Annotated in this window: 6 protein-coding genes; all 6 read left to right on the top strand. The window is 44.7% G+C overall.

Annotation, left to right across the window (positions count from 1 at the left end):
* The first annotated feature begins 21 nt into the window (after positions 1-21).
* The 6 genes from K7A41_RS13720 (at position 22) to K7A41_RS13695 (ending at position 13529) form a co-directional block, all read left to right on the top strand.
* A complete protein-coding gene (locus tag K7A41_RS13720) occupies positions 22-1560 on the top strand; it encodes an MGH1-like glycoside hydrolase domain-containing protein (protein ID WP_265714143.1) in 1539 nt (512 codons plus the stop codon).
* Between the two features lies 1 nt (position 1561).
* A complete protein-coding gene (locus K7A41_RS13715; protein WP_265714142.1) occupies positions 1562-3148 on the top strand; it encodes a glycoside hydrolase family 28 protein in 1587 nt (528 codons plus the stop codon).
* Positions 3148-5946, top strand: a complete 2799-nt coding sequence (locus tag K7A41_RS13710) for a glycosyl hydrolase family 95 catalytic domain-containing protein (RefSeq protein WP_265714141.1) — start codon at positions 3148-3150, stop codon at positions 5944-5946. The genes K7A41_RS13715 and K7A41_RS13710 overlap by 1 nt, the downstream gene beginning before the upstream one ends.
* Positions 5946-9452 (top strand): malectin domain-containing carbohydrate-binding protein, encoded by a 3507-nt coding sequence (locus K7A41_RS13705; protein ID WP_265714140.1) that lies wholly within the window; start codon positions 5946-5948, stop codon positions 9450-9452. Before K7A41_RS13710 ends, K7A41_RS13705 begins: the two co-directional genes overlap by 1 nt.
* Positions 9453-9635: 183 nt before the next feature.
* Positions 9636-10247 (top strand): DUF3826 domain-containing protein, encoded by a 612-nt coding sequence (locus tag K7A41_RS13700; protein ID WP_265714139.1) that lies wholly within the window; start codon positions 9636-9638, stop codon positions 10245-10247.
* Positions 10248-10265: 18 nt separating this feature from the next.
* Complete coding sequence (locus K7A41_RS13695; protein ID WP_265714138.1) at positions 10266-13529, top strand: SusC/RagA family TonB-linked outer membrane protein; 3264 nt, start codon at positions 10266-10268, stop codon at positions 13527-13529.
* The last annotated feature ends 5 nt before the right edge of the window (positions 13530-13534 follow it).

Genomic DNA, 13534 nt, shown 5'->3' with positions numbered 1-13534 from the left:
ATTTTGATGATAACGAAGAAAATGAAAATTAATACAGCACTGTTTGCCTTATTGCTGGGCTTGACCTCTCTTGCACACGCACAGGAAAGGCTATCGGAAAAACTTCATCGTTATGTTCGGCAATTTAATGCCGACGACAATGAAGCTGTGATCAACAAGATCGCTAATAAGGATGCTTATGACTGGATGCTGACCAATATCCCACTGTTGGATTGTCCGGATAAAGAAATCGAACAGACTTATTATTTCAGGTGGTGGTCATATCGCAAACATATAAAAATCAGTCCGGAAGGGACTTTAGTAACCGAGTTTATAGAACCGGTAAAACATGCCGGAAAATACAATTCGATCAGTTGTGCACTCGGTCATCACCTTTACGAGGGGCGGTGGTTAAAGAACAATTCATTTTTAAAAGAATATATTGATTTTTGGCTTTATCATGCGGATAAGGGACAGTCGAAGCCCCGGTTCCATCAGTTCAGTTCCTGGCTGCCTGATGCTTTATTGGCTTACCATAAGGTTAGTCCAGATGATCAATATCTGAAGGATCGGCTATTGGATCTGGACAAGGATTTCGAGAAATGGGAAAAAGAAAGAAAAGGTAAAAATGGTCTTTTCTGGCAATATGATGTGCAGGACGGTATGGAAGAATCTGTTTCCGGCGGGCGTCGGGTGCATAATATGCGCCCATCCATCAATAGTTATATGTATGGAAATGCCGTGGCGATCGCAACAATTGCCAAGTTAGCCGCAAACAAGGACCTGGAAAAAAAATACACGGATTATGCACGGTCGCTGCGCAAGCTGGTATTGGATTCGTTGTGGGATGAAGAGGATCAGTTTTTTAAAACTAGGCTGGAAAAAGGATACTTGCATCCTACCCGTGAGGCAATTGGCTATATCCCTTGGTATTTCCATCTACCGCCTGACAAAGCAATATATGGACAGGCTTGGTTGCAGTTGCCTGATACAGCTGGTTTTAACGCTCCTTGGGGCACAACTACCGCGGAACGTCGTGAGCCCACGTTTAGAACCAGGGGGACAGGACACAGCTGCGAATGGGATGGTGCAATATGGCCTTTCACAAGTTCACAGACTATCCGCGGAATGGCCAACTATCTGAGTGATTACAAGCATAATAAAACCCTAAATGTGGCGGATTTATATGAACAGATTTATAAGTATGCCAAATCTCATGTTATGAATGGAAAGCCCTATATCGGCGAGTATCAGGATGAAAAAACGGGTGAATGGCTGAAAGGCGATAATCCGAGGAGCAAATTTTACAATCACTCTACTTTTGCCGATATCATTATACAGGATTTGATCGGCGTAAAACCTCAACTTGCCAACAGGCTGGAGATAAGGCCGCTCATTCCCGAGAATCAATGGGATTATTTTGCGCTTACCGAATTAAGCTATCACGGCAAGAACATCGCGATTTATTGGGATACGACGGGTGAAATATACCAGAAAGGTAAAGGATTTACCATTTACGTGGATGGAAAGAGAACTTATCAGCAGAAAAATTTGAAGAATTGTACAGTCAACCTAAATTAATATGATCAGAAACATTTGCTATCGCGGTATTACAACAGTTTTGTTATGTATGTCCTTTTTAGGGATACAGGCACAGGCCTGGCTGAATGTGCTGGACTTTGGCGCTAAAAAAGACAGTACCGGCAATAATACGTTGGCCATAAAAAAAGCCATTGCCGCCGCTTCGAACAGAGGAGGCGGTACGGTTTATTTTCCAGCAGGAAAGTACATTACAGGACCAATCCATTTAAAAAGTAATATCACCATTTTTATCGATGCAGGAGCGGAATTGCATTTTAGCGATAACTTTGACGATTATTTACCCATGGTGGAATCGCGTTGGGAGGGAACTGCGGTCACCAACTTCTCACCTTTGTTTTATGGCAATAACTTAGAGAATATCAGTATCCAGGGCCGAGGTCTTATTGATGGACACGGCAAAAAATGGTGGGGCTATTCCGAAGTGGAAGTCAAAAAGCAACAGGAAGACAGTAAATGGCAGAAAGAATTCAAGCGCCTAAATAAGGATGTATTAGCACCAGATCTGCCGGGATGGATAGAACGCGGATTTTTGCGGCCGCCGTTTATTCAGTTCTTGAACTGTAAAAATGTACAGATCAAGGATATTAAGATCCAAAATTCACCCTTCTGGACAATTAACCCTCAATATTGTGATAATGTTACGGTAGATGGTGTGACAATTGACAATCCACCTTCCCCAAATACAGATGGGATCAATCCAGAATCTTGTTCGAACGTGCGGATTGCCAACTGCCACATCAGCGTTGGAGATGATTGCATCACAATTAAATCCGGCAAAGACCGTTCGGGCCGTAAAATTAATATTCCCGCTGAAAACTATACGATTACGAACTGTACCATGCTCAGGGGCCATGGTGGTGTTGTGATCGGGAGCGAGATGTCGGGGGGTGTTAAAAATATCGCTATTTCGAATTGTATTTTCGATGGCACCGACCGTGGTATTCGCCTGAAAACTGCCCGCGGCAGAGGTGGGGTGGTCGAGAACATCCAAGTGTCGAATATCGTGATGCGTAATATTAGAGATCAAGCTATTGTTATGGATATGCAGTATGCCAAGACGGAAGTTGAGCCTATCAGCGAGCGAACTCCTAAATTCAGGAATATCTTTATCAGTAATCTTTCCGGCACAACAAACCGGATCGGTTATATGCGAGGACTGGAAGAGATGCCCATCGAAAATGTCGTCTTTTCCGATATTAATATGCAGGGTAATACCGGTTTTTCTGCGCTCAACGTACACGGCTTGACTTTAAGCAATATAAACGTAACGATTAAACAAGGCCCATTATTGGTGGCCAGCCAAAGTAAAGACCTGAGTATACAAAATATCAGGAATACAACACCAGTGGCCGGGAAAGCACTGATCGAGCTGGACAGCTGCCAGACCGCCAATGTGCAGCATTGTTTTCCGTCTGCAGGAACGGCATTGTTTTTGGACTTGCTCGGCCCGGCAAATCAGGAGATATATGTTCATGGCAATAATTTGGCGAGGGTGAAACAAATTGTTCGTGGAACCTATAAAACCGGTCAGGTAACCGGCAATATAAACCCTTCGGAGGAAAATTGATGCGTATACTACTATATGGCCTATTGTACGTCCTATGGAGCTTGCCAATCAGCTGTCTCCTAGCTCAGGAGCGCGTTTGGTTTGATCATCCTGCTGAACGCTGGGAAGAGGCTTTGCCGATTGGAAATGGTCGTATGGGGGCGATGATTTACGGAGGAATCAAGCACGAGCAGGTGCAGTTCAACGAGGAAACGCTGTGGACAGATGGCCCGCGTAACTATAACAAGAAGGGCGCTTCGAAATATCTGCAGGCTATTCGTGATCTCCTTGACCTAGGACGCCAACAAGAGGCCGAAGCCCTCGCGATGAAAGAATTTATGGGCGTCAAAAGCGAATCGGAGGACCCCTCTGCCTGGCTGGAAAAGGTGGGGCAGATACGGATGCAGGAGCATGGCCCATTCGCAGACTCTTTTGATGACAGCAACTGGTCATTGATACAGGTACCCTATTACGAAGGCTGGGAAAATCAAGGCCTCGAAGGACTGGACGGGGCTGTCTGGTTTCGCCATACGTTTACGCTGTCAAAAAGCGATTTAACAGAAAATTGGAGTCTGGATTTAAATAAAGTCAGAACTAATGATTATACCTATATCAATGGCCGACTGGTGGGGGCTTCTGCTTGGGATGAAACTCGCCGATTATACCGAATACCTCAAAGTATATTGCGCGAAGGGAAAAATACCATTGCCATTCAAGTCATTAATCTGGCCGGCAAAGGTGGTATCGCCGGCTATAAAAACGCGAATCAACACATTGGTTTAAAGAGCGACAACGGAAAATTCGTCTCCTTGCATGGCAAATGGAAATACCATATTCAAGATCAGAATAGTCCAAAAATAGGCAGTTATCAAGCATCTTATCAACCCTTTGGCGTACTAAATCTTCAGTTCGATCATGAGCGCGCTACGGAATACAGTCGTACACTCGACCTGAATAAAGGTGAAGTACGTGTCAATTATGTGGTCGATGGCGTGCAGTATAAAAGGACTTATTTTGCCTCCTATCCTGATCGTTTTATCGGAATCCATCTGCAGGCAGATCAAAAAAGGAAAGTCGCTTTCCGTCTATCTCTGTCTACCAAACACCAGCGTTTTGCGCTTCGGCATATAGCTCCGAATACTCTTGCATTGGAAGTACAGGTAAAAGATGGCGCGATGCGGGGAACTGCCTTTGTACATCTGCTTTTAAAGGGCGGGAAGGTTGCTCAGGATAGGGATCAACTGCTTGTTGAAGAAGCAGATGAGGCGCAGATTTTTCTGATGGCAGCTACAAATTTCAAATCCTACCGGGAACTGGATAATAATTATGCGGCAGGAGCATTGCGGCGTTTCAATACTTTGATCCAGCACGATTTTAAGGCCTTATATCAGGCGCATATACAAGATTATCAGAAACTCTATAATAGGTTTGGAATACATTTTGGCTCTACAGCGCAAGCCGATACACTTCCGACAGACAAGAGATTACAGCGGGCGGTAGAGCAGGATGACCCGGGACTCATCGCATTATATGTGCAGTTTGCACGATATTTACAGATCGCTGCTTCCCGGCCGGGCAGTCAGCCGATGAATCTCCAGGGGATCTGGAATCCATCCCTCGAACCCTCCTGGGGTAGCAAATATACCACAAACATCAATCTGCAGATGAATTATTGGCCTACCGAAACACTGCATCTTTCTGAGCTACAGCAGCCACTGTTTGGGATGATCCAAGAACTCAGCTTGGCCGGAAGGGAAACAGCCGCAGAATATTACGCTGCGCGGGGCTGGGTATTGCATCACAATACCGATATATGGCGGGGAACGGCTCCGATCAATAATTCCAATCACGGCATTTGGCCGACGGGGGGTGCCTGGTTGGTACGCCATCTATGGGAACATTATCAGTTTACCAGGGATACCACCTTCCTTCAGCAGTATTATCCGGTCATCAGGGACGCTGTGTTGTTTTTTAAAGACTTTTTAGTTAAAGATAAAAACACAGGCTGGTGGGTCAGTACACCGTCCAATTCACCTGAAAATGGAGGGCTGGTCAAAGGCCCGACAATGGATCACCAGATAATACGTTCCCTTTTCGACATATTTGATCAAAGTTCGCGTCTGCTCAACCGTGATATCAGCCTCCGTGATTCCATTCAGCAGATGCGGACAGCTATAGCACCTAACCAGATTGGGCAATATGGCCAGTTGCAGGAATGGCTAACAGATCTGGATGACCCTGAGAATAAACATCGGCATGTGTCCCACTTGTGGGGATTATTCCCAGGCGATGAAATCAATATATCACGTACGCCTCAGCTTGTCGAAGCTGCCAAGCAATCGTTGCTGCTGCGTGGTGATGAGGGGACGGGATGGAGCCTGGCTTGGAAAATAAACTTCTGGGCAAGATTACGAGATGCGCAGCACGCCTACCGCATGGTAAAAATGTTACTCCGGCCCGCAGGACATGGAGGTGGTTCCTATCCTAATTTATTTGATGCACATCCGCCCTTCCAGATCGACGGAAATTTTGGAGGAGCATCAGGCATTACAGAGATGCTGCTGCAAAGCCATGTTGATCGGATAGAAATACTGCCAGCACTACCCCAGGAGATTAGCACAGGAACGATACGGGGGCTTGTAGCGCGGGGAGCCTTCCAGATTGACATGGAATGGAAAGATAATAAGCTGTCCTGTGTAACCGTCATATCGCTAGCCGGACAAGATCTCCATTTGCGTTATGGCGAGCACGAAGTAAAAATGAAGACAAAAAAAGGCGGTTCCTATGCCTTTGATAAAGAATTGAAGTTAAAAAAATAATGATGATCCGGTTGATGCTATTCCGAAAGCTGTTAGGCAGCTTACTCTTGTTGCTGTGTACGCAATTTTCTTATGGACAGAAGGTTCGCAAAGCGATCGCCTTGAATACCGGTTGGCAGACCATAATGGATCAGAAAGACTCAGCCCGCTATGCGGGATTCCAGTCTAAGGCATTTAAGACAGATGGTGACTGGCAGAAAGTTAATGTGCCCCACAATTGGGACAGGTATGAAGGTTACCGCCGCTTGCTCCATGGCAATTTGCATGGTTACTCTTGGTACAGGAAACAGTTCTCGCTCAAGCACCCCCAGGCTAAAAATAGATTTTTTTTGTTTTTTGAGGGGGTGGGATCTTATGCAACGGTTTGGCTGAATGGTAAACAGGTGGGATACCATGCCGGCGGAAGAACGACTTTCACGTTGGATGTAACAGATGCGATTAAATTGGACGGCAGCCCCAATCTTTTGGCTGTTCGGGCAGACCATCCGGCACATATTAAAGACCTTCCATGGGTAGATGGCGGCTGTTCGATAGAACGTGGATTTTCGGAGGGATCACAGCCCATGGGCATCTTCCGGCCGGTAAGCCTAGTGATTAAGAATGAGGTTTCCATTGTGCCTTTTGGTGAACATTATTGGAACGACGAAACCGCCGATAGCAAAAAAGCGATTGTGCATCAGTCTGTCGAAGTTGCTAACCAGAGCAAGGGTAATAAGAAAATTGAGGTGATTAGCCGCGTGTTTGATCAGAATGGCAAAATGATCTTGCGATCCATATACCCTGATCAGATTGAAGCAAATACAATAAAGAAAATACGACTCAAGGATCTCATTTTTTCCAACCCACATTTGTGGTCAGTAGAATCACCTTATCTCTATCAGATCAAGATGCAGATCATAGTGGATGGACAAATCAAGGATGAAGTACAGACGGCTTATGGGATCCGCACAGTACGTTGGTCTAAAGGGTTAAAGCCTTCGGCCGACTCTCGCCTTCTGATCAATGGAAAGCCGACATTTATTAATGGTATTGCGGAGTATGAGCATAAATTGGGGCAATCACATGCATTTCCCGAAGAGGAGATTAAAGCGCGAGTGAAGCAGATCAGACAATTGGGGTTTAATTCCTTCCGTGATGCACATCAGCCACATAATCTGCGCTATCAGGCTGCATGGGATCGGTATGGAATTCTACTGTGGACGCAGCTTGCCGCCCATATCTGGTTTGACACGCCTGCTTTTCGGAATAATTTCAAGAGATTATTAACAGAGTGGGTGCGTGAACGAAGAAATAGTCCCTCCGTAATCTTATGGGGACTAGAAAATGAAAGTACGCTTCCCGAAGATTTTGCGCAGGAATGCACGGCATTAATTCGTGAATTGGATCCAACAGCCTCCATCCAGCGCCTGGTGACAACTTGTAACGGAGGGAGCGGAACCGATTGGGATGTTCCGCAAAACTGGACAGGCACATATGGCGGAAATCAGAATACTTATGGAGAGGACCTGAAAAAACAGCTTCTTGTTGGCGAGTATGGCGCCTGGCGGAGCTTAGGATTACATGCAGAGCCACCCTATCTTCCTAATGAAAACAACTATAATGAGGAACGTTTTGCCGATATCCTGCAGACAAAGATCCGTCTGGCCGATTCTGTGAAAGACAGTGCTGTTGGCCATTACTTATGGCTTTGGAATTCTCATGATAATCCCGGACGGGTTCAGGGAGGGGAAGGCAACCGCGAGCTGGATCGTATTGGTCCGGTAAATTACAAAGGTATACTTACACCTTGGGGCGAACCGACAGATGCTTTTTATATGTATATGTCGCATTATAGCAGTAAGGTCAGGCCGATGGTTTATATTGCTATGCATTCTTGGCCAAACCGTTGGTTGAAACCGGGGATAAAAAACAATATCCGTATTTTTTCGAATTGTGAAGAAGTAGAATTATTTAACGACCTGGGTACCCTATCGCTTGGCAGGAAGCCACATCCCGGATTTGGCCGCCACATTGAATTTGACGCCGTCGATATACGGTACAATGTGTTATATGCCGAAGGACGAATCGCTGGAAAGGTCGTTTCCCGCGATACCATTATCTTGGAGAATCTGCCTGCAAGTCCGCGTTTTGAAACCCTATACACACCTGGAGATGAACTATTGAAAGCAGCGTCTGACTATCACTATGTATATCGTGTCAATTGCGGAGGAGATCATTATGTTGACAAATTCGGAGCACACTGGAAGGCAGATCAACCTTATAGCCCTGCAATGGGTTGGGGAAGTCGTTCATGGGCGGATCATTTTGAAGGAATGAATTCCAAATTTGCCAGTCAGCGCATGATTTTCGATCCGATCAAAGGTACTAACGATTGGCGTCTCTTTCAGACCTTTCGTTATGGGCTGGATCAATTAAATTATCAATTTGACTTGCCGAATGGCGATTATCTAGTAGAGCTGTATTTCGCTGAGCCTTGGTATGGGAAATTTTCATCCGGGCAGGGAGATCGTATCTTTGATATCGCCATCAATGGAAATATCGTGGAACATAGGCTCGATCTGTATAAAGCATCCGGCTACCAGCGGGCCCTCAAAAAAAGCTATTCCATAAAAGTAAGGGACGGAAGAATCCTGATCGATTTCCCCCATGTGTATGCCGGTCAGGCGTTGATTCAGGCCATCGCCATCGCATCCAAACAGAAGGTAGAAAAGGAACCCGTAGCCAGCTGCCATTACAATCTTTCTATACCGGATCAGCATATTCAGCTCCATAGCTGGCTGGATATTGGGAGTGTGCTGGATAGTGGAGCATTGGTAAAGGCAACATTCTTCACAGTGCCACCCTCTTTATACGGTTCGGATTATTTTGCATTGGACGGAGGTAGATCTTATTCCTTACGTTTTAATGAGCCAACATCTGTTTTCCTGCTTGCCAAAAGCGGGCCTGACGGTTTCGAGGTCACCAAAGACCGGGTACAAATGAGTACTGGAGACTATCTGGATGTATACCGCAAGGTGGTGGACAGAGGGGCGGAGATCATAGTATCGGCTAAAAACAGGGGCGAAGTGCTCGCTTTCCAGCAGCAGAGTGGACTACTGCCTGTGTACGACCTCAAAGAAGTGAAAAATTATAAAGCATTTTTGAGCCATTGGCGGGATGGTGTCTCCGAAGTTGAATTTTCGGGTCAGAAGCGACTGGTATTTAACACGCATCAGGAAGGCTATGTCGCCTGGCAATTTCAGGTTGGAGCAGCAGATGTTTATTCACTCACCATCAAGTATCACAATCCTGCTCAGGAAAGCCATGTGGGCTATTATGAAATTCTGGATAAGAACAAGCAGGTATTGATCCCCAAAACTGCCATACGTCTGGAACCTACACGAACTGGCAAATGGAACTACATCAGTACGGATACCAAGACGATGATCAATGCCGGAACCTATTTTATAAAATTTTATGCAGTACATGCGAAGGATCTCATGGTTGATAATTTAGAGGTAAAATAGGCCGACGTCAGGATAGAGCATGACGGTTTTCCACAAAATTTTCGGTTATATTTGAACACTCAAAAATTTTTATGTCGAATTGACATTTAATCGAGTTCATTTTACAGGAAAATAAAGAAAAGGGACTTTATTTTTTTAAGTTTTTAATAAATAACCAAAAAAGGGATAAACCATTTCATGCCTATGAAACGTTTTGCATTACTCACGTTTTTATTTTTAAGTGTATCTATGACATTTGGTCAAACGGATGATACCTACTGGAAAACCATTACAGCCAGATCAGAAAAAATTGTATCCAAATTAGCACTAAAGGATCAGACCAAGCGCGAAAAGACTGCGCGCATCATCCGCGATCAATACTATCTTCTGAATGCCTGTTACGTACTGCGGGATCTCAAGATCAAGGAGAACAGCGAATTGAAAGAACAAATTAATCAGGAGACCTTGCAGGAAACAGGTCGTCTTAACCAGTCTTTTGTCCAGCGCCTAAAGGCGGTTTTAACGGAACAAGAAGTTGAGGAAGTTAAAAATGGCATGACCTATCATGTGTATCCTAACACGGTGAAGGCCTATCAGGAGATGATCCCGAGACTCACAAAAGAGGAAATTCATATGATCGACAGTCTGTTATTTGAAGCGCGCGATTACGCTATGCAGGCTGAATCTTCTGAGAAAAAACATGCTTGGTTCGGAAAATATAAAGGCAAGATCAATAATTATTTAGCGTCTCATGGCTATAACCTCAAAGAGGAAGGCGACAAATGGGCCGAACGACTAAAAAAACAACCCAAATAGTAAAAATATACCCGAATTATGAATCACTTTATATTCCCGAAGAAATCGTCCATAAGGTTGGCAAAGTTGCTGGCTATTGGAATAATGACCGGTGGGATGCTTCCATCCTACTCCTATGCCACAAACCTCAGTGAACACAAGCTATTCTTTTTTAAAAATATAACAGGAAAGGTCGTCGACCGAAATGGAAAACCTCTAGAAGGGGTAACAGTAGCCATTAAAGGGTCGAAGACAGCCACTTCAACAGATAAGGACGGTACCTTTAGGCTAAACTTGCCAGCGGGCAATGAGATTTTGGTGCTCAATCATGTTGGCTATAAGCGGCTGGAGGTACCAGTGGGTAACCAGAGCGTATTGAATATACAGATGGAAGCGGAAAGCCGTGAGCTGGAGGAGGTTGTGGCTGTGGGATACACCACACAAAAAAAGGCTCATCTGACAGGATCTGTCGTATCCATTAAAGCGGAAGAAGTAGAAGATCTGCCGACGACTAATATCGGTGCGGCACTAGCAGGACGAGTTGCCGGGCTTGCTGTCAGTGGAGGTAATACCCGACCTGGGACGAAAGCTACATTAACGATCCGAAAGCCCATGGGACCAAGCAAAGACGGCGGTACAACGGAGCCGCTATATGTTATCGATGGCATGGTTCAGGTGGATGGACAAAACCAGCCCGATGCTACCCTGTTTGGAAATTTGGATCCCTCCGAAATTGAGAGTATATCTTTTTTGAAAGATGGAGCTGCTGCAGTATATGGGGTGAGAGGAGCAAACGGCGTGGTGCTGGTGACAACGAAAAGAGGCAAGGTCGGCACGCCGAAAATTAGTTACAACGGCTCCTATGCCATTAATGATGAAGCTTATCGAACCCAGATGATGGATGCCTATCAGTATGGCATGTACTTCAATATCATGAACGGTCCGAACGGAAATAATAGTGATCCTACAAAACCGGGCTTTGAGAAATGGTTTTTTTCGCAGGATGAGCTGGATTATTTTAAGAACCATTCGTATAACTGGTTAGATGATGCCTGGAAATCCAGTTATTTGACCCGGCATTCTTTGAATATTTCGGGTGGGGCTGATAAAGCCACCTATTTCGCTAATGTTGCGTATAGCAAACAAGATGGTAATTTGGGTACCTTGGATTATGACCGATGGAATTTTAGGGCAGGAAGTGATATTCAGGTCGCAAGTAACTTTAAAGTCGGTATGCAGGTGTCCGGAAATACTGGTAACCTACAGAAAACGTTTAATAAAATTGGTGGAGAGAACGATGATAACGATTATCGTAATCTGTTGCTCGCTTCGCCATATGTTCCTGCATACATTAACGGACTTCCGGTACGTTTGCCAGGAACATCTGGTGATCTATCAGCCTACCATTATTTCGAATTGCAAAAGCTTGGTAATCTAGCGACATCGGATACGAGACAATTCAGCATCAATATAAACGGAGAATATCGGGCTCCGTGGCTTGAAGGGCTTGTTTTACGTGGATCCTATAATCGAAATTTAAAGAATGACAGGGGCACACAGATAGGTACCAAATACCAGACTTATACATTTACCAGAGGGGGAGATAATGGTCATATCTATGATCTGGGCACTGATCCGCAGGCAGTGACTTTCAGTAATGGTAACCGCGTTTATTTTTCGAATGTGGCGGGCAATAGCTATCAAGCGAATTTTACAGTAAGCTATGACAAGCAATGGAAGAAACATAACTTTGCTGGTCTGTTCTCTGTTGAAAAGGCAGAAGCCAATAGTTCACAAGAAGATGTATGGAAGGACGATCCGTTGGCAACGACAAATGGGCAATTTAATACCGCTTTTGGACCAGTAAGTGGTCGTACATATGCTTATGAATCTGGAACGTTGGGCTATGTGGGGCGGTTAAATTATAGGTATGGTAACAAATACCTTGGAGAGATCCTATTCCGTTCGGATGCCTCCACCAAATTTGCTCCCGAAAACTACTGGGGTAATTTTTACAATATTTCTGCTGGCTGGGTGATTAGTGAGGAGCAATTTTTCCAGTCAAAAGTAGTAGATTATCTGAAGCTTCGTTTATCGCATGGTAAGCTCGGTAACGATCAAACGGCAGCCTGGGGCTGGCTGCAGCGCTATTCCTATCAACAGGGAAAAGGGGGAGTGTTTGGTGAGAATAATAATTCAATCGAAGCTAGCACGGGGTTGAAGATGGAAAAATCTCCTAATCGCAACGCCACCTGGGCTAACGAGTATAAGAATAATATAGGAATTGATGCACGCTTTCTAAATAGCCGGTTGTCAGCTACCGTTGATGCTTATTACAACAAAGGCTATGATCTTTTGGTCATACGGACAGGAAATATTCCTGTTTCAGTGGGCGGATCTGTAGCGGCCGAAAATTACGGCCGCAAAAATACATTTGGATACGAACTTGAATTAGGTTGGCAGGATAAAGTTAACGATTTCAGTTATGGGATCAGTACAAGACTTTCCTGGTCCAATGATAAGGTTATACTGGGCGATTTTAATGATGTTGACGTATTATACCCCTGGAAAGCACATCCTAACGGCCCATCTGATAATGGTGTCTGGGGATATGATTATTTAGGCATGTTCAAAACCCAGCAAGAAATCGATGATTATGTAAGCCAATATAATATCACACAAGTTTTTGAAGAAACTGTGGATAAACTAAGACCGGGGATGCTCTATTATCGCGATATTCGTGGGCCTCTACAAGCGGACGGTACGTTTGCTGGGCCAGATGGAATCATCAATGAAAATGACCAAATTCAACTCGCGAAAAATAGTACCAATCATTATGCTGTCGGCATGACTTTCAAAGCTGGATATAAAGGGTTTAGTGCCGAAGCTGTCCTGACGGGATCGTTTGGAGGATATGCAGAAATTACAGAAAGAAACAAGTTGAACAACGATATTTCCCGTGTATACACCAATTTACCAGTAATTTGGGGAAATATCTATGATCCCGAATTAAATCCAACAGGAACAATGCCGAACCCGCATTGGACGGATATTTACAACCGGATCTCCAGCTTCTGGTCCGTTCCAGCCTTTCAGATGCGTATGAGCAGTTTTAATGTTGGTTATAGATTACCTGATAAAATGACGAGATCCCTAAAATTATCCAATGTCCGGGTGTATCTCAGTGCCATGAATCCGCTGACGATTTATAACCCATTTAAGTATAAAGACGGGAATGGTGCCGCCTGGGATACCTACCCAAATTTGAGAACGTATTCCTTTGGTGTTAACGTAACCTTATAGGTCCC

The organism is Sphingobacterium sp. InxBP1 (genome assembly GCF_026191775.1).
Lineage (GTDB): Bacteria > Bacteroidota > Bacteroidia > Sphingobacteriales > Sphingobacteriaceae > Sphingobacterium > Sphingobacterium thalpophilum.
Note: the sequence above shows the minus strand (reverse complement) of the source record. Positions and strands in the feature narration are given on the sequence as shown.